Origin of the sequence: Citrobacter sp. ANG330, assembly GCF_047467925.1 — a bacterium.
In the GTDB taxonomy this organism is placed as follows: domain Bacteria; phylum Pseudomonadota; class Gammaproteobacteria; order Enterobacterales; family Enterobacteriaceae; genus Citrobacter_A; species Citrobacter_A amalonaticus_G.
In genome coordinates, this window is the sequence record NZ_JASJUI010000001.1 from 1,134,661 (window position 1) to 1,154,828 (window position 20,168).

General features: G+C 52.5%; 17 protein-coding genes and 1 pseudogene. 8 read left to right on the plus strand and 10 right to left on the minus strand.

What is annotated here, in order from left to right; genetic code table 11:
* Nucleotides 1-114: 114 nt before the first annotated feature.
* The 5 genes and pseudogenes from rseC to rseD form a co-directional block, all read right to left on the minus strand.
* The gene (gene rseC, locus QNN88_RS05585) at nucleotides 115-591 is read right to left on the minus strand and encodes a SoxR-reducing system protein RseC (protein WP_414239308.1); all 477 of its coding nucleotides are present in this window, start codon (nucleotides 589-591) and stop codon (nucleotides 115-117) included.
* The gene (rseB, locus tag QNN88_RS05590; RefSeq protein WP_414239309.1) at nucleotides 588-1,544 is read right to left on the minus strand and encodes a sigma-E factor regulatory protein RseB; all 957 of its coding nucleotides are present in this window, start codon (nucleotides 1,542-1,544) and stop codon (nucleotides 588-590) included. The genes rseC and rseB overlap by 4 nt, the downstream gene beginning before the upstream one ends.
* Nucleotides 1,544-2,194, minus strand: a complete 651-nt coding sequence (gene rseA / locus QNN88_RS05595) for an anti-sigma-E factor RseA (RefSeq protein ID WP_414239310.1) — start codon at nucleotides 2,192-2,194, stop codon at nucleotides 1,544-1,546. Before rseA ends, rseB begins: the two co-directional genes overlap by 1 nt.
* A gap of 31 nt (nucleotides 2,195-2,225) precedes the next feature.
* Nucleotides 2,226-2,801, minus strand: a complete 576-nt coding sequence (gene rpoE / locus QNN88_RS05600; RefSeq protein WP_000003307.1) for an RNA polymerase sigma factor RpoE — start codon at nucleotides 2,799-2,801, stop codon at nucleotides 2,226-2,228.
* Nucleotides 2,798-2,963, minus strand: a pseudogene (rseD, locus tag QNN88_RS05605) (rpoE leader peptide RseD). Before rseD ends, rpoE begins: the two are co-directional and overlap by 4 nt.
* 260 nt (nucleotides 2,964-3,223) lie before the next feature.
* On the opposite strand from rseD, the gene nadB reads away from it, so the two are divergent.
* The gene (gene nadB, locus QNN88_RS05610) at nucleotides 3,224-4,846 is read left to right on the plus strand and encodes an L-aspartate oxidase (protein ID WP_414239311.1); all 1,623 of its coding nucleotides are present in this window, start codon (nucleotides 3,224-3,226) and stop codon (nucleotides 4,844-4,846) included.
* Here the strand turns inward: nadB and trmN are convergent.
* Nucleotides 4,831-5,568: a tRNA(1)(Val) (adenine(37)-N(6))-methyltransferase TrmN gene (trmN, locus tag QNN88_RS05615; RefSeq protein ID WP_414239312.1), complete on the minus strand. Its 738-nt coding sequence runs from the start codon at nucleotides 5,566-5,568 to the stop codon at nucleotides 4,831-4,833. The genes nadB and trmN overlap by 16 nt on opposite strands.
* A 131-nt stretch (nucleotides 5,569-5,699) precedes the next feature.
* Between trmN and srmB the strand changes: the two genes are divergently transcribed.
* Entirely contained in the window at nucleotides 5,700-7,034 is a 1,335-nt protein-coding gene (gene srmB, locus QNN88_RS05620; RefSeq protein WP_414239313.1) for an ATP-dependent RNA helicase SrmB, read from the plus strand.
* A 57-nt stretch (nucleotides 7,035-7,091) separates the two neighbouring features.
* Here the strand turns inward: srmB and QNN88_RS05625 are convergent, their stop codons facing one another.
* Together QNN88_RS05625 and grcA are read right to left on the minus strand one after the other, a co-directional pair.
* Nucleotides 7,092-9,719 (minus strand): autotransporter outer membrane beta-barrel domain-containing protein, encoded by a 2,628-nt coding sequence (locus QNN88_RS05625; protein WP_414239314.1) that lies wholly within the window; start codon nucleotides 9,717-9,719, stop codon nucleotides 7,092-7,094.
* Nucleotides 9,720-10,200: 481 nt separating this feature from the next.
* Nucleotides 10,201-10,584 carry an autonomous glycyl radical cofactor GrcA gene (gene grcA / locus QNN88_RS05630; protein ID WP_414239315.1) on the minus strand — a complete coding sequence of 128 codons (384 nt, stop codon included), beginning with the start codon at nucleotides 10,582-10,584 and terminating at the stop codon, nucleotides 10,201-10,203.
* A gap of 317 nt (nucleotides 10,585-10,901) precedes the next feature.
* Between grcA and ung the strand changes: the two genes are divergently transcribed.
* The gene (gene ung / locus QNN88_RS05635; RefSeq protein ID WP_414239316.1) at nucleotides 10,902-11,591 is read left to right on the plus strand and encodes a uracil-DNA glycosylase; all 690 of its coding nucleotides are present in this window, start codon (nucleotides 10,902-10,904) and stop codon (nucleotides 11,589-11,591) included.
* Between the two features lie 32 nt (nucleotides 11,592-11,623).
* Here the strand turns inward: ung and QNN88_RS05640 are convergent, their stop codons facing one another.
* Nucleotides 11,624-12,661 carry a tRNA/rRNA methyltransferase gene (locus QNN88_RS05640; RefSeq protein WP_414239317.1) on the minus strand — a complete coding sequence of 346 codons (1,038 nt, stop codon included), beginning with the start codon at nucleotides 12,659-12,661 and terminating at the stop codon, nucleotides 11,624-11,626.
* A 206-nt stretch (nucleotides 12,662-12,867) separates the two neighbouring features.
* Between QNN88_RS05640 and trxC the strand changes: the two genes are divergently transcribed.
* The 5 genes from trxC to QNN88_RS05665 all read left to right on the plus strand — a co-directional run bounded on the left by trxC (nucleotide 12,868) and on the right by QNN88_RS05665 (nucleotide 18,587).
* Nucleotides 12,868-13,287 carry a thioredoxin TrxC gene (gene trxC / locus QNN88_RS05645; RefSeq protein WP_414239318.1) on the plus strand — a complete coding sequence of 140 codons (420 nt, stop codon included), beginning with the start codon at nucleotides 12,868-12,870 and terminating at the stop codon, nucleotides 13,285-13,287.
* A gap of 68 nt (nucleotides 13,288-13,355) precedes the next feature.
* Nucleotides 13,356-14,054 carry a tRNA-uridine aminocarboxypropyltransferase gene (gene tapT, locus QNN88_RS05650; RefSeq protein ID WP_414239319.1) on the plus strand — a complete coding sequence of 233 codons (699 nt, stop codon included), beginning with the start codon at nucleotides 13,356-13,358 and terminating at the stop codon, nucleotides 14,052-14,054.
* A gap of 35 nt (nucleotides 14,055-14,089) precedes the next feature.
* On the plus strand, nucleotides 14,090-16,750 hold the full coding sequence (locus QNN88_RS05655) for a bifunctional acetate--CoA ligase family protein/GNAT family N-acetyltransferase (protein ID WP_414239320.1): 2,661 nt from the start codon (nucleotides 14,090-14,092) through the stop codon (nucleotides 16,748-16,750).
* Between the two features lie 113 nt (nucleotides 16,751-16,863).
* Nucleotides 16,864-18,219 (plus strand): CDP-diacylglycerol--serine O-phosphatidyltransferase, encoded by a 1,356-nt coding sequence (gene pssA / locus QNN88_RS05660; RefSeq protein WP_414239357.1) that lies wholly within the window; start codon nucleotides 16,864-16,866, stop codon nucleotides 18,217-18,219.
* A 44-nt stretch (nucleotides 18,220-18,263) separates the two neighbouring features.
* On the plus strand, nucleotides 18,264-18,587 hold the full coding sequence (locus tag QNN88_RS05665) for a YfiM family lipoprotein (protein WP_414239321.1): 324 nt from the start codon (nucleotides 18,264-18,266) through the stop codon (nucleotides 18,585-18,587).
* Here QNN88_RS05665 and kgtP read toward each other — a convergent pair.
* Nucleotides 18,584-19,882, minus strand: a complete 1,299-nt coding sequence (gene kgtP, locus QNN88_RS05670) for an alpha-ketoglutarate permease (protein WP_414239322.1) — start codon at nucleotides 19,880-19,882, stop codon at nucleotides 18,584-18,586. The genes QNN88_RS05665 and kgtP overlap by 4 nt on opposite strands.
* Between the last annotated feature and the right edge of the window lie 286 nt (nucleotides 19,883-20,168).

Consider the following 20,168-nt stretch of genomic DNA (forward strand, 5'->3'; position numbering starts at 1 on the left):
ACCGTTTCGCAAAGTCAGTGAATGTTTTGCCGGATGGCGGCATTTACGCCTTATCCGGCCTACGCAGAAATCTCCCGTAGGCCTGATAAGCGTAGCGCCATCAGGCAAAAATGATCAGGACGTTTTGCCCGTAGAGGTATCCACGCGCACCAGACCTGGTGCCAGGGCGACATTTAAAATCACTGGCTGCCAGGCTTCGCGTTCAGCCAACTTGCGGGAATAGCCTCGTGCAATCAGGAAACCACCGACGCCGCCCAGTATCGCGCCGCTTAACGCCGCGAGATCTGAGCCAAACAGCACCTGAAACAGAGAAGCGATGAGGAATAACCCCACCAGCGGCGACAGATAAACCAGCATAGCGGAACTCAACAGACTGCCTTCGGCAATCCCCAGTTCCACTTTCTGCCCTGGCTCTAATGGCACATCGCTCGCCACCACAATGGTATGTGTGGTCTGCGGCCCCAGTTTGTTGAGCACGCGAGTGCCGCATCCGGAACGTGAAGCACAGCTACTGCAGGACGCTTTGACATCACAGCTTACCAGCGCCTCGCCGTTTTGCCATGAGACGACCGTCGCCCACTCTTTAATCATTGCACGGCTCCAAACTTAATGGTGTCGGCAATACGCTTCGCAGTCTGCGGCGGTAATTCACCCACGACGGTGATTTCCGCGTTGTCGCGAACGCTGGTGCTGACCGTTCTGCGCCCGGTGCGCAGTATTTGATCGGTGCTGGCCTGAGTCGCGCGGTTTACGTTAACCGAGAAGCTAAACAGACCGTCAGAATAGAGACGCGATTCAATCGGCATGTTGTCCATCGTCGGCAACGGTCTGCGCCCGCTGGACACTTCGCTAAACCCTTTCGGAAGCCAGGTCGGATTCCAGCTGAATTTGGCTTTTTCACCCGCCGGAACAGAGAGCAGCGGCGGCAGACTGGCTTTCGCCAGCGTTTGCATGCTGCTACCGACATCCTGATTTACGTTAAAGGCGATCACCCGGAATTGCTCTAACGTTTCACCATCACGATCGAGGAGATCGACCCGCATCGGCAATTTGGTTTCGGTATCCATCCAGACAATATAGCTATAGCGGGTCCCGTCGCGCGCGACCACGCGAATCACCTCGCACAGGCGATCGGCAATACGGGTTCGGCCTACCGAGATGAAATCATAGTAAGGCGCGAGACGTTTGAAATCGGTGTAGATAAGCGATGGCAGGGAATCAACGATATAGTCACCGTTCAGGGTGAACGGTTCGAGCCCTGGCTCGAAATAGCTGATTTCGTTACCGCGCTGTACGACTTCACGACGCGGCCCATCCAGTTGCAACAGCTGCGCAAGCGGACGATTCTCCAGGCGTGCATGGCGATAACGCAGAGACTCAACGCCTTGTTTCGTGATGCTGACGAATGACAGCTCGTAATTGAGTGACTGACTGGCCACGTTCATCTGCTGCAACAACGCCCCGGACGCAGTGTTGGCCGAGGCGTTGACAGAGAAGAACAGGCTACCCGTCACAAGTGACATGGCAAACCAAAGTTGCTTCATTACTGCGATTGCGTTCCTAGAGTTTGAATTCCTGGCACCTGAACAGCAGCCTGCTGTGTCTGTGCCTGCTCAAACTGAAGCTGTTCGGAGTGCAGTCGGCGTTGCAGTTCGTAATCCTGCAACATGGCATTGATTCGACGACGCTGCTCCTGTACCTGCTGCTGTTGCCCGCCGTTTGCCGTGGCATCAGAAGGTACTCCCAAGCTAACCGGACTGGCTTTACCCATCATCGGCAACGTATTGAATACCGGTGTTTCAGGCTGCTGGGACGTTTCAGATTGTCCATTATAGTGCTGGACACCAACGATAACTGCAAGCGATACGCACGCGGCAACGCCCATTTGGGTAAGTTGTGCGGCCCATGGACGCATTTTTTTCCAGAACGGCATTTTTTGCCATTGCTGCGGTGCAGGCTGAGCCTCTGGAATGAATGGCACCGTATTGCGTACCGGCTCATCTTCAATGGCGGCCATAACGCGAGCGGAAATATCGAAATGAAGAACCTCAGGTGTATCACCCCGCATTGAATCACGGATCAGGTGATAGCCTTCCCAGGTTTTTTGCATCTGAGGATCGTGAGCCAGTTCATTAAGCAACTCACTATCCAGCGTCTCACCATCCATTAAAGCGGAAAGTTTTTCTTTCTGCATGCCTAATACCTTTTCCAGTATCCCGCTATCGTCAACGCCTGATAAGCGGTTGAACTTTATTATCAATAGCTTCCCTCGCTCGGAAGATACGGGAACGCACCGTACCCACCGGACAATCCATGATAGCGGCTATCTCTTCATAGCTCAGGCCATCCAGCTCCCGCAAGGTTATTGCCATGCGTAAATCTTCCGGGAGGGACTCAATAGTTCGGAAAACTATCTGTCTCAGTTCTTCTGACAACATTAAGTTCTCAGGGTTCGAAATTTCTTTCAGCGCACCACCACTTTCGAAGTTTTCTGCTTCAATCGCATCTACATCGCTTGATGGCGGACGGCGCCCCTGAGCCACCAGGTAATTCTTCGCTGTATTGACCGCAATACGATACAACCAGGTATAAAAAGCGCTATCTCCCCGGAACGAGTCCAGCGCACGATAGGCTTTAATAAATGACTCTTGCACCACATCGGGAACATCGCCCGACGGTACATAACGGGAAACCAGACTCGCCACTTTATGCTGGTAGCGCACCACCAGTAAATTGAAGGCTTTCTGATCTCCCTTCTGGACCCGTTCAACCAGGACCTGGTCCGTTAACTGCTCGCTCATCCGAGGTAAAGTCTCCCCAAACCAAATTTCCACGCGTTCGCGAAACGCCACTCCATTAGCTGCACTGTGAGCAAGCAACAGATTAGAGTGTCTCGTTTTTGTAAAGTTCCGTTACGCATCTGTTTTTTGTTTGTCATGTTGTAGACGTTCATTATCTCTCATTATAAGTCTACCGAGTCCGAACAATGCACAATCTTTAAAAATGCCCATAAACCGGTTGCAGAGTAACCCAACGGTCACTTTATTTCATCCTCTAATCTGATGCTTACGGCCCGCTACGCAAAATTTCCCATCCGGTAGACATTCTTGTAAACAGCACCTCCTTGTTTAGTCATTACAACACCATTGAAAATAAAACGTGCTGAATCGCCGGTTGTGGTGCTATGCTGACCAAACAATGTTTAGTAAATTAAACAGAAATCATGAAAACCACGCCTGAACTTTCTTGTGATGTGTTAATTATCGGTAGCGGCGCTGCCGGACTCTCTCTGGCGCTGCGCCTGGCTGAAAAGCACCAGGTTATTGTGCTGAGTAAAGGCCCCGTCAGCGAAGGCTCTACCTTCTACGCTCAAGGCGGGATAGCCGCTGTTTTCGATGAAACTGACAGTATCGATTCACATGTGGAAGATACGCTCATTGCTGGCGCCGGCATTTGCGATCGTCATGCGGTGGAGTTTGTTGCCAGCAACGCCCGCACTTGCGTTCAATGGCTTATCGATCAGGGGGTATTATTTGATACCCACGTCCAGCCTAACGGCGAAGAGAGTTACCATCTGACGCGAGAAGGCGGCCATAGTCATCGTCGCATTTTGCATGCGGCCGACGCCACCGGCAAAGAGGTGGAAACCACGCTGGTCAGCAAGGCGCAAAACCATCCGAACATTCAGGTGCTGGAACGCAGTAATGCGGTCGATTTAATCATCTCCGATAAAATTGGCCTGCCCGGTACACGACGCGTCGTTGGGGCATGGGTCTGGAACCGAAATAAAGAGGCGGTGGAAACCTGCCATGCAAAGTCTGTTGTGCTGGCCACCGGCGGCGCCTCCAAGGTGTATCAATATACGACGAATCCGGACATTTCCTCCGGCGACGGTATTGCGATGGCCTGGCGTGCGGGATGCAGGGTCGCGAACCTCGAATTTAATCAGTTCCACCCTACTGCGCTGTATCATCCTCAGGCACGTAATTTCCTGCTCACCGAAGCGCTGCGCGGAGAAGGCGCCCATCTCAAACGCCCGGACGGCACGCGGTTTATGCCAGACTTTGACGCGCGAGGGGAACTGGCACCGCGTGATATCGTCGCCCGTGCTATTGATCATGAGATGAAACGTCTTGGCGCGGATTGTATGTTCCTCGATATCAGCCATAAGCCAGAAGCCTTTGTGCGTCAGCATTTCCCGATGATTTACGAAAAGCTGCTGGGGCTGGGTATCGACCTGACCAAAGAACCGGTGCCCATCGTACCGGCAGCACATTACACCTGCGGCGGTGTGATGGTTGACGACTTTGGTCGTACCGATGTTGACGGCCTGTATGCAATTGGGGAAGTGAGCTACACCGGCCTGCACGGCGCGAACCGGATGGCCTCAAACTCGCTGCTGGAATGCCTGGTGTATGGCTGGTCCGCGGCAGAAGATATCGACAGACGAATGCCTTACGCCCGTGGCGTCAGCACTCTGCCCGCCTGGGATGAAAGCCGCGTTGATAACCCCGACGAACTGGTTGTCATTCAGCACAACTGGCATGAACTGCGACTGTTTATGTGGGACTACGTGGGAATTGTTCGCACTACCAAACGTCTGGAGCGCGCTTTGCGCCGCATCACTATGTTGCAACAGGAGATCGACGAGTATTATGCCCATTTCCGCGTCTCGAATAATTTGCTGGAGTTACGCAACCTGGTACAGGTCGCCGAGCTAATTGTTCGCTGTGCGATGATGCGCAAAGAGAGCCGCGGTCTGCACTACACGCTCGATTATCCGGCCCTGCTGGAGGAATCGGGCCCATCGGTGCTCTCGCCGTTAACTGCTCACATGAACAGATAAAATGCCTGGGTCAGCGCCGTATAACCTTCGGAATAGCGCTGATCCGGGCCACGAATCACCAGCCTGTCGCTAAAGCATTCCCCCTTCTTTGGGGAGAATGCCAGCAACACCCGATGCGGCAATCGCGCCTGCGTTTCGGCAACGTCGGTACGTAGCCTTAAATGCCAGCCCATATTGACCGCCTGCTGCGTAAAGGTATTGCCGACATTTTCCGGCAAGACGACGCACAAGAACCCCTCTTCCGTAATCAGCCCTGTCGCCGTCGCTAACAGCGTGGAATGATCCAGCATGGTGGTATAGCGCGCCTGTTCCCGCTGCGGTGTCGCGCACACGACACCCTGCTCGTAATAAGGGGGGTTGCTGATAATGAGGTCATACTTGATGGTCTGGCGTTCCGCCCAGGACTGGACATCTTCTGCCTGTACGCTCACCCGATCCGCCCACGGCGAGTCAGCGACGTTTTCTTGCGCCTGAACCGCGGCATCGCTATCCAGTTCAACGGCGTCGACGATGACGCTCTCATCGGTCCGCTGTGCGAGCATCAGCGCCAACAGGCCGCTGCCGGTGCCGATATCGAGGATCCGCTTTACGCCTGCCACCGGTGCCCATGCCCCTAACAGAATCCCATCTGTTCCGACTTTCATCGCACAACGATCGTGCGCGACAAAAAACTGTTTAAACGTAAATCCATTACGACGAAGGACAGATGTAGACTGAGGCATGAATTAAAAACCTTGCAGGAAAAACGGTAACAGCACCAGGTGAAAACAATACCTGAGAAGCGATATCCATACAAACAGATGAAGATTACAGCCGTAACGTCTATAATCAGCGCCCCACACAGAGGTAGAACATGACTGTAACGACTTTTTCCGAACTTGAACTCGATGAAAGCCTGCTGGATGCCCTCCAGGAAAAAGGTTTCACTCGCCCGACCGCCATTCAGGCTGCCGCCATTCCGCCTGCGCTCGAAGGCCGTGACGTTCTCGGTTCTGCGCCGACAGGCACCGGTAAAACGGCGGCGTACTTGCTGCCGGTGTTGCAGCACCTGCTCGACTTTCCGCGTAAAAAATCTGGTCCGCCGCGTATTTTGATCCTGACCCCGACACGCGAACTGGCGATGCAGGTTGCCGATCATGCCCGTGAACTGGCCAAAAACACCCACCTGGATATCGCGACGATCACCGGTGGCGTAGCGTACATGAACCACGCCGAAGTGTTCAGCGAAAACCAGGATATCGTGGTCGCCACCACGGGGCGTCTGCTGCAGTATATTAAAGAAGAGAATTTTGACTGCCACGCCGTGGAAACGCTGATCCTCGACGAAGCAGATCGGATGCTGGATATGGGCTTCGCCCAGGACATCGAGCACATCGCCGGGGAAACACGCTGGCGCAAACAGACGATGCTGTTCTCCGCCACGCTGGAAGGCGATGCGATTAAAGATTTTGCCGAACGTCTGCTGGATGAGCCGGTTGAAGTCTCCGCGACGCCATCCACCCGCGAGCGTAAGAAGATCCACCAGTGGTATTACCGTGCGGATAACGTCGAACACAAATTCGAACTGCTGAAGCATCTGCTGAAACAAGATGACGCCACCCGCACTATCGTGTTTGTGCGTAAGCGCGAACGCGTGCACGAGCTGGCCGAGAAGCTTCGCCTTGCCGGGATCAACAACTGTTATCTCGAAGGTGAGATGGCGCAGATCAAGCGTACCGAAGGCATTAAGCGTCTTACCGATGGTCGCGTTAACGTGCTGGTTGCAACCGACGTTGCTGCACGCGGGATTGATATTCCTGACGTCAGCCACGTGATTAACTTCGATATGCCGCGTAGCGGAGACACCTATCTGCACCGCATTGGCCGTACGGGCCGCGCCGGTCGTAAGGGCACCGCAATCTCGCTGGTTGAAGCACACGATCACCTGCTGCTGCTGAAAATTGGCCGTTACATCGAGGAACCACTGAAATCACGGGTCATTGATGAGTTGCGTCCAACCTCGCGCGCGCCGAGTGAAAAAATGACGGGTAAACCGTCGAAGAAAACGCTCGCGAAGCGTGAAGAGAAGAAAAAAGAAAAGAATAAAGATAAACCGCGCGTGAAGAAACGCCATCGCGATACCAAAAACATTGGTAAACGTCGCAAGCCGAGTGGTGTCGCCGTGGAACAGAAGTCAGGCGAAGAATAATCCTTTCGCTTTCCCACTAAAAAGCCGGCATCGCTGCCGGCTTTTTATTTTCTGCATTCAGAAGTACATTTTCACTCCAAGAACGCCCTGTATCGGCTCTTCAATATAACGCCCCTTACGATAGTTCGCTTCACTGTAGAGCGTTGTGTTCTCCGCCAGGCGGATTGAGGCGCCAGCCCCATAGCGACCGGAGGTTCCCTTAACGTTGTTATCAAACCGAATGCCATTGATAGCCACCTCATTTGATTTCGCGTTCTCCTGGACAACCGAAGCATGGACATAAGGCTTCACCTTAACGCTTCCCACTGCAAACTGACTGCCGATTCGCGATCCCGCTTCCGTAATAAGCGAACGGGGTTTCCCTGTGTCTGCCTTCATGCCATTGCTTAACGTCACATTTGCGCGATTGGCCTGTACGGCACTGGCGCGTAACCAGGGTTCAACATAGGTTTGCGCGGATAGCTTATGACGATAGCCGGTCTCGAGAACCCCACTGAGCGCATACTGGTGCCAGTCTCCCTTCGTATAGCCACCGTTTGTCATTTTTGTTTTGAGTTCGCTGTTGAGACGGTTCCCTTTAATGACACCATCCACATAAAAGCCCGCCTCATCAAACCATGTCGCATAGGCGCCAAGCCCGTAACTGGTAATGTTGCTTTTTCCCCCACGGGCATGTCTGACATCATTGGCTGAACTGGACATCCATGCGCCGGTGATCAGCTTGCCGCCTTCAGCATGCATCGTGGTATCTGCACCAATCTCCATACCGTTTTGTTCAAGACGGTAAGCGGCGCCATTGTGGGTATGAACCCGACTGTTGCTGCCAATATAATGGCCCCACACGCTATTTTCCGCCAGATTGTCAGGAGACAGCGTTGAGCGCCAGGCTCTGAAGCCATCCAGTTCGGCATTAATCACCCGCGTAACGGCAGAGGCCATGCTCAGGACAGCATCCGTTGACGGTGATGTGAGTTTATCTTCACTCCCTGTATTCCCTCCCGTTCCCGGCAATTCCGTTCCTGGCTCTTGCGGATTGTCGTCTGCAAGCCCCAGATACCAGACGTTACCTTCCAGTTGGTCTTTATTCTGCTGGTTATACAATGAATACATATAGACGCCCGCATCCAGCATGGCAACGCGGTGCTGCGTGGCGTTCACTAACGCAAAATCAAGGTTTCCTTCTTTATCATTCACCAGATTGACGGTCAGATTGTCGTGTTCGGCAATTTCCCGACCTGAATCGTGAACAATAATATTGAATCTCCCGCTGCCACTATCAATAGTGACAAAGTTTCCATTACGTTCAGCCAGCGAGATATTGAACAAAAACGCGCCGGTGCCACTTAGCGAGCCGATAGATAAAGCAGCATAGTCGCCATCACTGTCGCGCAGGAAGGAGATAACTCCGTCTTCGGACGTCAACGTATCAACACGCGCAGGGACAATACTGGTGGTGTCATCCGTTAAGTCCGTAATGGCCAGCGTTCCTCCTTTTAGCATGACGTCCTTCGCCCAGGCTCCCGCCTCCATGATCATCTCCCCCGCCAGGTTAACCACGGTGCTCCCCATCGCCTGTGCGGAGGTATAAAGCTGGAACAGTCCACTGTTAACCACCGTATCGTGCGCAGTTGTGCCACTCATCAGGGTCAAAACGGCAGCATCATTGATTGTGGTGTCCTGCGCACTGGCAGAGCCAGACAACGTCATGGAGCTCGCGCCGTTGAGCGTTGTGCTTTCTGCGCGAGTATTTTCTGTCATCGTTAAAGCTGCGGTATCGAAGAGCGCAGTGTCTGTCAGTAAGGCGTAGCCTTTACTGTCCAGCGTTCCGCTTCCGGTTATTTTCGTGTCGATTGCCGTGGTGTTCATACTCATCAGCATTGTGCCGCCATCCACCGTCGTGCGACGGGTGCTAGCCGTTGAATTCATGTTCAAACGCCCCCCCTGCTCAACCCGCGTGATATCGGCCTCGCCGGAAGCAGATATGTTCATATTTCCCCCCGATTGCACAACGGTATTGTAGGTTGAAGCACTCTCATGAAAACCCAGATAACCGCCATTCGCTACCGTGGTATTCTCAAGATACGAGTTATCTCTGATAAAAATTTTGCTATTTTTATTAACAACTGTATCGTTCCCCGTTGAGGTGTTATTCATCGTTAATAACGAGGTCCCGTTTAATACGGTGTCGCTAATCCGGCTATTATCGTAAGTATAAATATACCCGCCATCCTCAACAATATTATGGCTGGCGGAGGTGTTGTCATAAAGATTCAGCCGTCCATATTGCATCACATGCGTATTGGTTGCTTCGGCATTATCGTTTAATGTCATATTACGATGCGTGGTGGTGAATTCCGCGGTGGCGTGTCCCCCTAATATCAAGGAGCTGTTATCATTAACGGTGGTATTACTTATAGCGGCATTGTCGTTAACATATAAATAACTTATACCCTTTAACAGGGTGCCTGTGGCAGTGGCACTGTGATTTAACGTGGCGGTGCTACTGGTCCCATGCAGAACCGTATTGCTGGCGTGCGCATTGTCATTAAGGGTGAAATTGCTCCGTCCTTGCAGCGTCGTGCCTTCAAAGGTGACATTATCGCCGGCGATGACATCGCCACGGTCAAGAAGCGTTGTTTCCGCATGAATATCGCCACCCAGCGTCAATGTCTTTGATTTTGACACGGTCGTATTAATAATGGTCCCATGATCATGCAAAGAAACATCTTGCGTAGAGACCGTCAAGCCATCATAAAGATATTCAGCTCCCGCGCTAAATGTCGTGCCGTATAAAGCCGTCAGGCAAAAGAAGGCGACCTTATTTAATTTCATATTTTTCCCAAAGATATTATTAATGATAAAGATAAACAGCATTGTCTGACTGAAGCAGATGCGAATATAAGTCACGATGAGGGGGGATTTTAGTCGCCGCGGATCATAGCTTTATTTTCTGATGGTTATTTAAACCAAACCTAAACCATGCCGGGACTGACAAAACTATACCTGGAAAAATAAAAAATGAAATTTATGGTGTTCAGGGAGAACAACGGAGAAGATATCCTGAATCATTATCTCTGCCATAATAGTCCCGACAGTGATTAATTCAGATAACGAAAAACCCCGGCCGCAGAACATGCAACCGGGGTTAAAACCTGGAATTTAAGGCTTACAGACTTTCAGTAAAGGTACGGGCGATAACGTCGCGCTGCTGTTCTGGCGTCAGCGAGTTAAAACGCACGGCATAACCTGAAACACGAATCGTCAGCTGCGGATATTTTTCCGGATGCTTAACCGCATCTTCCAGCGTTTCGCGACGCAGAACGTTCACGTTCAGGTGCTGACCGCCTTCCACACGCACTTCCGGTTTCACTTCCATCGGAATTTCGCGATACTCAATTTCACCCAGTTTGTTAACCGCAACCACTTCATCTTCTGCAAACCCGGCTTTGGCTACGATGCAGCGAGCTTCGCCTTTTTCGCTGTCCAGCAGCCAGAAGGAATTCAGCAGATCGTCATTAGCGGCTTTAGTAATCTGGATACCTGTAATCATTGTGATGCCTCCCCGGCAATTTATTTGATTAGGGTTGGCCGGCTTGCGGCCAATTGGTAAAACCATTGTTGCTTGAGTGTATATATACCCCCCTGACACCCTTGATTCATTGATTTAAATCAATAAAATCCACACACCAAACAGGGGGATGAGATGATTTTATTGTTTTACATCAACTTACGCCATGTACAGACATAAACTTTTTATACAAATTTTCAACTTTATTAAGCGCATAGCACACCTCATTGAGCAGAGCATTTTGCGCCGCCGAAAGAAGCAGTTAAGCTATGGCGATTGAAAATTCGCAGGAGAGCGAGATGGCCACTGAATTAACCTGGCACGATGTGTTGGCTGAAGAGAAACAGCAACCCTACTTTATCAATACGCTGCATACCGTTGCCGGAGAGCGCCAGTCCGGGATCACGGTTTATCCGCCGCAAAAAGATGTGTTCAATGCGTTTCGCTTCACCGAGCTGGGTGATGTCAAGGTCGTGATCCTCGGGCAGGATCCGTACCACGGTCCCGGTCAGGCGCATGGTCTGGCATTTTCCGTTCGCCCCGGTATTGCCACTCCTCCCTCACTGCTGAACATGTATAAGGAACTGGAGGCATCTGTTCCCGGTTTCACTCGCCCTGCCCACGGTTATCTTGAAAGCTGGGCGCATCAAGGCGTTCTGCTGCTTAATACGGTATTAACCGTGCGGGCGGGCCAGGCGCACTCTCATGCCAGTCTGGGATGGGAAACGTTTACCGATAAAGTCATCAGCCTGATTAACGAGCATCGTGAAGGGGTGGTTTTCCTGCTCTGGGGTTCGCATGCGCAGAAGAAAGGCGCGATTATTGATAAGCAGCGTCATCACGTGCTTAAAGCGCCGCATCCGTCGCCGCTCTCAGCACACCGTGGATTCTTTGGCTGTAACCATTTTGTCCTTGCGAATCAATGGCTGGAACAACGCGGCGAGAAACCGATCGACTGGATGCCCGTTTTACCGGCTGAGAGCGAGTAAAAAAATGCCAGCGAATCGCTGGCATTTTTGCATCAGGCTTTGTTCTGACGCCACCATTCGGCAAGCAGTACACCGGTTGCCACTGAGACGTTCAGGCTTTCAACGTTACCCGTGCCATCGATTTTCACGCACAGATCGCGGGCATCGCGCGCCGCGTCCGGCAAGCCGTCCAGTTCCTGACCCAGCACCAGTACCATTTTCTCTGGCAGTTCAGTTTTAAACAGCGGCTTACCGCGTTCACTGGAGGTTGTCACCACGGTGTAACCCGCCTGACGGAAATCATCCAGCACATCAACGATACTGTCGCCAGTAATCGGCTGAACGTGTTCGGCACCGCCTTCCGCAGTACGAATTGCCGCGCCGGACTCCAGCAGTGCCGCATCCTGCACCACCACGCCTTTCACGCCGAAGTGCGCGCAGCTACGCATCATACCGCCGAGGTTGTGCGGGTTAGAAATATCTTCCAGCGCTAACACGCAGTCCTGCGCGCCCGCCTGATTCACCCACTGTTTTACCGTCGTGCCGTTACGTTTTTTAATCAGGAAGCAGACACCGCCGTGATGTTCGGTACCTGAGGCTTTTGCCAGTTCCGCTTCATCAACGACATGATAGGCTTTGCGGTTTGCCGCCATCCAGCGTAATGCTTCTTTGAAGCGTGGGGTGACGCTCTGAATGAACCAGGCGCGGACAATCGCTTCCGGGCGGCTCTGAAACAGGGCCTGACAGGCATTTTCACCGTAAACGCGGGTCTCTTCCGCACGTTGACGACGTAAAACTTCAGGATCGATAAAGCTTTTACCTGTGATACCGCCGTGATCGGCTTTTTCAGGTGCTTCATCACCCGGGGCGCGGGACACTGTCCGCCAGGGTGAGTCTTCACGTTTGCGATCGCGGTTCTGAGGGGGTCTTTCATCGCGGGCGGGGCGACGGCCACCGTCAGCACGAGATTTTCCTGGACGCCCGCCACCTTTCCCGGTACGCGGGTTATGGGTACGTTTATCAGAATCATCATCACTGCGGACATACATCACTTTGACCTTGCCGCTTTTATTTTTCAATTCATCGTTCATGCTTTTCTCCACCAGCGCTGCGCGAAGCGCGCAGATTACCCGATGTGCACCAGGTTAGCCATTATTTCATTTAAAAGCTTATGACTATTGTACTCATTGAATAAAACAGATTGTCGTTTAAAACAGTCTCATCGATAATATGTAACATATTAGAAACATACCGGCGTCTCTGCCGTTCACTACCCCGACGCATCCAGAGGTTAGTTATGAATACCGTTTGTACCCGCTGCCAGGCCATCAACCGCATTCCCGACGATCGGGTTGAGGATGCGGCAAAATGCGGACGCTGTGGTCACGATCTGTTTGACGGTGAGGTGATTAATGCGACCGGTGAAACACTGGATAAACTACTCAAAGACGATCTGCCCGTGGTCATCGACTTCTGGGCTCCGTGGTGCGGCCCGTGCCGTAACTTTGCGCCCATCTTTGAAGATGTCGCCGAAGAACGCAGTGGCAAAGTTCGCTTTGTGAAGGTTAACACTGAAGCCGAGCGCGAGTTAAGCGCGCGTTTCGGTATCCGCAGCATCCCGACCATTATGATCTTCAAAAACGGTCAGGTTGTCGACATGCTGAACGGCGCGGTTCCCAAAGCGCCATTTGACAGTTGGTTGAACGAATCGCTGTAAACTCTGCGGGGCGCATCTTGTGCCCCGTTTTTACCTCTGCGACAATGGCGTTTTTCAACGTATTCTCTATGACTGAAAACGCTGTTCTCACGCTTCGCGCTGAACGTCTGGCGCGCGCCACTCGCCCATTTCTCGCTCGCGGTAATCGCATTCGTCGCTGTCAGCGCTGTTTGCTGCCGCTGAAACTCTGTCTGTGCGATACCCTTTCTCCCTCACAGGCAACCAGCCGTTTCTGTCTGGTGATGTTTGATACCGAGCCGATGAAGCCGAGTAATACCGGACGTCTCATTGCCGATATTCTGCCGGAAACCGCTGCATTTCAGTGGTCGCGGACAGAACCGCCGCAGGCCTTGCTGGATCTGGTGAAAAACCCGGATTATCAGCCAATGGTGGTGTTCCCCGCCTCTTATGCCGCAGAGACGCGTGACGTGATTTACACGCCGCCTTCAGGCAAACCACCGCTGTTTATTATGCTCGATGGCACCTGGCCGGAAGCGCGTAAGATGTTCCGTAAAAGCCCGTATCTGGATAATCTTCCCGTTATCTCGGTCGATCTGTCGCGCTTGTCGGCCTATCACCTGCGCGAAGTTCATGCCGAAGGACAGTACTGCACCGCTGAAGTCGCCATTGCCCTGTTGGATCTGGCGGGCGATACCGATGCGGCAAAGAGCCTTGGCGAGCATTTTACCCGCTTTAAAACCCGCTACCTCGCAGGAAAAACCCAACATCAGGGAAGCATCACAGCAGAATCAGCAGAAAGTGTTTAGAATCATTCGGTCACTTCTGTGTAAGGGAAACCGGTATGAGTCAGCGAGGACTGGAAGCGCTTCTGCGGCCAAAATCGATCGCGGTGATCGGAGCATCAATGAAGCCCAATCGGGCTGGTTATCTGATGATGCGTAACCTGCTGGCGGGCGGTTTTAACGGCCCCGTCTTACCGGTGACGCCCGCCTGGAAAGCCGTTTTAGGCGTCCTTGCCTGGCCCGATGTCTCCAGCCTGCCCTTTACACCCGATCTTGCGGTGTTATGCACCAATGCCAGTCGCAATCCTTCTTTGCTTGAAGCGCTGGGCGAGAAAGGGTGCAAAACGTGTATTATTCTCTCTGCGCCCGCCGCACAACATGCCGAACTGCTGGCCTGTGCGCAACGCTACAATATGCGTCTGCTTGGCCCCAACAGCCTGGGGCTTCTGGCGCCATGGCAGGGGTTGAATGCGAGCTTTTCACCGGTGCCTATTAAACGTGGCAAGCTGGCGTTTATTTCTCAGTCCGCCGCCGTTTCCAATACCATTCTTGACTGGGCCCAGCAGCGTGAGATGGGTTTTTCCTATTTTATTGCGCTCGGCGACAGCCTGGATATCGATGTTGACGAACTGCTGGATTATCTCGCGCGCGACAGCAAAACCAGCGCGATCCTGCTTTATCTTGAACATCTCAGCGACGCCCGTCGCTTTGTTTCCGCCGCGCGTAGCGCATCGCGCAATAAGCCTATCCTGGTGATTAAAAGCGGTCGCAGCCCGGCAGCCCAGCGTTTACTACAGACCAGCGCCGGTATGGACCCCGCGTGGGATGCCGCCATCCAGCGCGCCGGTTTGCTGCGCGTCCAGGATACACACGAACTTTTTTCAGCGGTAGAAACGCTCAGCCACATGCGACCACTGCGTGGCGACAGGTTGATGATTATCAGTAACGGTGCTGCGCCTGCGGCGCTGGCACTTGATGAGCTGTGGTCACGCAACGGCAAGCTGGCCATGTTGAGTGAAGAGACCAGCCAGAAGCTCCGTGATGCTCTGCCAGCTCATATCGAGATCGCCAACCCGCTGGACCTGCGCGACGATGCCAGCATTGCGCATTACACCCAAACGCTGGATATCCTGCTCACCAGCCAGGATTTTGACGCGCTAATGGTGATTCATTCTCCCAGCGCCGCTGCCCCCGCGACCGAGTGCGCGCAGACGCTGATTGATACTGTTAAGCATCACCCACGTGGTAAATTTGTCTCGCTGTTAACCAACTGGTGCGGGGAGTTTTCCTCTCAGGAAGCCCGCAGACTGTTCAGTGAAGCCGGGCTTCCTACCTACCGCACGCCGGAAGGAACGATCACCGCGTTTATGCATATGGTCGAGTACCGACGAAATCAAAAGCAACTGCGTGAAACACCGGCACTGCCCAGCAATCTGACCTCCAACACCCTGCAGGCGCATAACCTGCTTCAACAGGCCATTGCTGATGGAGCAACCTCGCTTGATACCCATGAAGTTCAACCCATCCTGCAGGCGTACGGCTTACATACGCTTCCGACATGGATTGCGGGCGACAGCGCCGAAGCTGTCCATATCGCCGAGCAGATCGGTTATCCGGTCGCGCTGAAGCTACGCTCGCCGGACATCCCGCACAAATCCGAAGTTCAGGGCGTCATGCTTTACTTACGTACGGCAAATGAAGTGCAACAGGCGGCGAATGCGATTTTTGATCGTGTGAAAATGGCCTGGCCCCAGGCGCGTATTCACGGTCTGCTGGTGCAAAGCATGGCGAACCGTGCGGGGGCGCAAGAACTGCGCGTGGTGGTTGAACACGATCCGGTGTTTGGCCCGTTGATTATGCTGGGTGAAGGTGGTGTTGAGTGGCACCCTGAAGAGCAGGCCGTAGTGGCGTTACCGCCGCTCAACATGAACCTGGCGCGCTATTTAGTGATTCAGGCTATTAAGAATAAAAAGATCCGCGGTCGCAGCGCGCTTCGTCCGCTGGATATCGCGGGGCTGAGCCAGCTTCTTGTGCAGGTCTCAAACCTGATTGTCGACTGTCCGGAGATCCAGCGGCTGGATATTCATCCGCTGCTGGCCTCTGCCGGTGAGTTCACCGCCCTTGATGTCACGCTGGATATCGCTCCATACCAGGGCGATAACGAAAGTCGTCTTGCCATTCGCCCCTATCCGCATCAACTGGAAGAGTGGGTGGAGATGAAAAATGGCGAACGATGTCTGTTCCGTCCTATCCTGCCAGAAGATGAACCCCAGCTTCAGCAGTTCATTTCGCAGGTCACAAAGGAAGATCTTTACTACCGTTATTTCAGCGAGATCAATGAATTTACGCATGAAGATTTAGCTAACATGACGCAAATCGACTACGATCGGGAAATGGCGTTTGTTGCCGTGAGACGAGTAGAACGGACGGAAGAGATCCTTGGCGTGACGCGTGCGATCTCCGATCCGGATAACATTGATGCAGAATTTGCCGTGCTGGTTCGTTCCGATCTCAAAGGGTTGGGATTGGGGCGTCGATTACTGGAAAAATTGATTACCTATACACGAGATCACGGACTGAGAAGGCTGAATGGTATTACGATGCCAAATAATCGTGGCATGGTCGCGCTGGCGCGTAAGCTAGGTTTTAGCGTGGATATCCAGCTCGAAGAGGGTATCGTCGGGCTGTCGCTGGAGCTGGCTCCGCCCGAGGAATCGTGAGTAAGGTACTGGAAATGTTGACCACTTTGACGGGGACGGTGTTATCATTGCCCGCTTATGTCGTCTGCATAGCACAGAGGACCCTTCAATGAACAGAGAAGAAATGCACTGTGATGTTGTCTAAATTTAAGCGTAATAAACATCAACAACACCTTGCCCAACTACCTAAGATTTCTCAATCAGTTGATGATGTCGATTTCTTTTATGCTCCCGCCAGGTTCAGGGAGACTCTGCTGGAAAAGATAGCCAGCGCAAAGCAGCGCATTTGTATTATTGCCCTGTATCTGGAGCAGGACGACGGTGGCAAAGGCATTCTGAACGCGCTTTACGAGGCGAAACGGCAGCGTCCTGAACTGGATGTTCGGGTACTCGTTGACTGGCATCGTGCGCAGCGTGGACGTATTGGCGCGGCGGCATCCAATACCAATGCCGACTGGTATTGCCGGATGGCACACGAGAATCCGGATGTCGATGTTCCGGTATACGGCGTGCCAATCAATACCCGTGAAGCCCTCGGCGTTCTGCACTTTAAAGGCTTTATCATTGATGATAGCGTCCTGTATAGCGGTGCAAGTCTGAATGATGTTTACCTGCATCAGCATGATAAATATCGCTATGACCGCTATCAGTTAATCCGTAACGCCCGAATGGCAGACATCATGTTCGAATGGGTAACCCAGAACCTGATGAATGGCCGTGGTGTGAATCGTCTGGATAATACCCAGCGGCCAAAAAGCCCGGAGATTAAAAACGACATTCGTTTATATCGCCAGGAGCTGCGCGACGCTGCTTATCACTTCCAGGGCGATGCCGATAATGAACAGCTTTCCGTGACGCCATTGGTCGGTTTGGGTAAATCCAGCCTGCTGAATAAAACCATTTTCCACCTTATGCCCTGTGCGGAGCATAAGCTCACGATTTGCACCCCTTATTTCAACCTACCGGCAATTCTTGTCCGCAATATCATTCAGCTGCTGCGGGAAGGGAAGAAGGTTGAGATCATCGTGGGTGATAAAACGGCCAACGACTTTTATATCCCGGAAAATGAGCCATTTAAGATAATCGGCGCACTACCCTATCTCTATGAGATTAACCTGCGTCGTTTCCTGAGCCGTTTGCAGTATTACGTGAATACCGATCAACTGGTCGTCCGCCTGTGGAAAGACGACGACAATACCTACCATCTCAAAGGGATGTGGGTCGATGATACGTGGATGCTGCTGACCGGGAACAACCTTAATCCGCGCGCCTGGCGTCTGGATCTGGAAAATGCGATCCTCATCCACGATCCAAAGCAAGAGCTGGCTGCACAGCGTGAGAAAGAGCTGGCGCTGATTCGCACGCATACGACCATTGTGAAGCACTATCGTGACTTGCAGAGTATTGCCGACTACCCGGTTAAAGTTCGCAAACTTATCCGCCGATTGCGTCGTATCCGAATCGACAGACTGATAAGCCGAATCCTGTAAGCGAAACCCCGTCCTGAACGGGGTTTTTTCTATGGAGGCCAGAGGTGCGTGTTCTTTTTCTTCTTAGTGCCTTTATTCTTTCAGGCTGTAGCCATATGGCCCAGGACCGTTGGAGTGGTCAGGATAAAGCGCAACACTTTATTGCTTCCGCGATGCTCTCAGCTGCAGGCAATGAGTACGCTCAGCATCAAGGGATGAGCCGTGACCGTAGTGCGATGGTGGGGTTAATGTTCTCGGTAAGTCTGGGAGCGTCAAAGGAGCTCTGGGATAGCCGCCCCGCAGGGAGCGGCTGGAGCTGGAAAGACTTTGCCTGGGATGTCGCCGGTGCGACAACCGGCTTTGCACTCTGGCAGATGGCACGTTATTAGAGACGCAGACCTTTCCCTTTCCGGTGCAGCGTCAGCGAGACCAGAAATGCCACAATCGCCATGGCGGTGACATACCAGAAGAAAGAAGTCTCCATTCCCACCGACTTAAGCGATAGCGCAACGTATTCCGCAGAACCGCCAAACAGCGCATTCGCTACCGCATAAGACAGCCCTACCCCGAGTGCGCGAACCTGTGCCGGGAACATTTCCGCTTTCAATATGCCACTGATTGAGGTGTAAAAACTGACGATCAATAGCGCGCACATCACCAGTCCAAACGCTGCATACGGTGAGGTCACATTCTGAAGCGCAGTCAAAATCGGCACCGTAAACAGAGTTGCCAGCGCACCGAAACACAGCATGGACGTACGTCGACCAATCTTATCGGACAGTGCACCAAACAGCGGCTGCACGAGCATGTAGACAAACAACGCCGCAGTCATAATGCCGCTCGCTACATTGGCATGCATCCCTGCGGTGTTCACCAGATACTTTTGCATATAGGTGGTGAAGGTATAAAAGCACAGCGATCCTGCTGCAGTAAAACCCAGCACCATGATGAAGGCTCTACGGTTACGCCATAACCCTTTCAGCGAGCCCGCCTCTTTCAGCGCACGCGTTTCCTGCTTTGAGGTTTCGTCAAGCTGACGTCGTAACCAGAGTGCCACAACCGCCAGCACTGCGCCTAGCGCGAAAGGAATACGCCAGCCCCACTCTCTGAGTGCTGAATCTTCCATGGTTTGCTGTAAAACAACCACAACCAGCAGCGCCAACAGTTGGCCGCCGATCAGCGTAACGTACTGGAAGGAGGCGTAAAACCCCTTACGACCTTCGACGGCAACTTCACTCATGTAGGTCGCACTGGTGCCATATTCTCCACCAACAGATAATCCCTGGAACAAGCGTGCCAGCAGTAATAGCGCCGGAGCCCAGGTGCCTATGGTTTCATAACCCGGCAGGCAGGCGATCACCAGCGATCCAAAACACATCATGCATACGGACAAAAGCATGGATTTTTTACGACCATGTTTATCAGCAATACGACCAAACAGCCAGCCACCAATAGGACGCATTAAGAAGCCGGCTGCAAAAACACCTGCGGTTTGTAGTAGCTGCGTTGTCGTGTTTCCGGAAGGAAAGAAGATATGAGCAAAATAGAGCGAGCAAAACGAATAGACATAGAAATCAAACCATTCAACCAGATTACCGGATGATGCGCCTACAATTGCCCATATGCGACGGCGGGTGTCGCTGTCAGTCAGTGACCCGCTCGCAGTTACACTGCTTTCAGTCATTAGAATTATACTCCTGCCAAAAAGCCGATTGTTTTTCGGTTGTGTTTGTCGTCATTTTAAGTAAATGAAATGTTATATAATTGTTATCTTTTATTATGAGATAAAGATCACGGTTTTAATTAGCAGGGAAAGAATTTAGGAGTAAGCTGAGGAGATAAGAAAGATGGGTGTTGGTCGGATAAGGTGAAGCCGCCATCCGGCAGTGGTGCGGTAGTCTGCCTGAGGCGCTGCGCTTGTCAGGCCTACAGGCCGGATAAGGAAAAACCATCATCCGCAAAGCTGCAGA

Excerpts from the sequence above, each read along its gene's own strand:
- rseC (WP_414239308.1), bottom strand. The coding sequence starts at position 591 with ATGATTAAAGAGTGGGCGACGGTCGTCTCATGGCAAAACGGCGAGGCG.
- rseB (WP_414239309.1), bottom strand. The coding sequence starts at position 1,544 with ATGAAGCAACTTTGGTTTGCCATGTCACTTGTGACGGGTAGCCTGTTC.
- rseA (WP_414239310.1), bottom strand. The coding sequence starts at position 2,194 with ATGCAGAAAGAAAAACTTTCCGCTTTAATGGATGGTGAGACGCTGGAT.
- rpoE (WP_000003307.1), bottom strand. The coding sequence starts at position 2,801 with ATGAGCGAGCAGTTAACGGACCAGGTCCTGGTTGAACGGGTCCAGAAG.
- nadB (WP_414239311.1), top strand. The coding sequence starts at position 3,224 with ATGAAAACCACGCCTGAACTTTCTTGTGATGTGTTAATTATCGGTAGC.
- trmN (WP_414239312.1), bottom strand. The coding sequence starts at position 5,568 with ATGCCTCAGTCTACATCTGTCCTTCGTCGTAATGGATTTACGTTTAAA.
- srmB (WP_414239313.1), top strand. The coding sequence starts at position 5,700 with ATGACTGTAACGACTTTTTCCGAACTTGAACTCGATGAAAGCCTGCTG.
- grcA (WP_414239315.1), bottom strand. The coding sequence starts at position 10,584 with ATGATTACAGGTATCCAGATTACTAAAGCCGCTAATGACGATCTGCTG.
- ung (WP_414239316.1), top strand. The coding sequence starts at position 10,902 with ATGGCCACTGAATTAACCTGGCACGATGTGTTGGCTGAAGAGAAACAG.
- QNN88_RS05640 (WP_414239317.1), bottom strand. The coding sequence starts at position 12,661 with ATGAACGATGAATTGAAAAATAAAAGCGGCAAGGTCAAAGTGATGTAT.
- trxC (WP_414239318.1), top strand. The coding sequence starts at position 12,868 with ATGAATACCGTTTGTACCCGCTGCCAGGCCATCAACCGCATTCCCGAC.
- tapT (WP_414239319.1), top strand. The coding sequence starts at position 13,356 with ATGACTGAAAACGCTGTTCTCACGCTTCGCGCTGAACGTCTGGCGCGC.
- QNN88_RS05655 (WP_414239320.1), top strand. The coding sequence starts at position 14,090 with ATGAGTCAGCGAGGACTGGAAGCGCTTCTGCGGCCAAAATCGATCGCG.
- pssA (WP_414239357.1), top strand. The coding sequence starts at position 16,864 with ATGTTGTCTAAATTTAAGCGTAATAAACATCAACAACACCTTGCCCAA.
- kgtP (WP_414239322.1), bottom strand. The coding sequence starts at position 19,882 with ATGACTGAAAGCAGTGTAACTGCGAGCGGGTCACTGACTGACAGCGAC.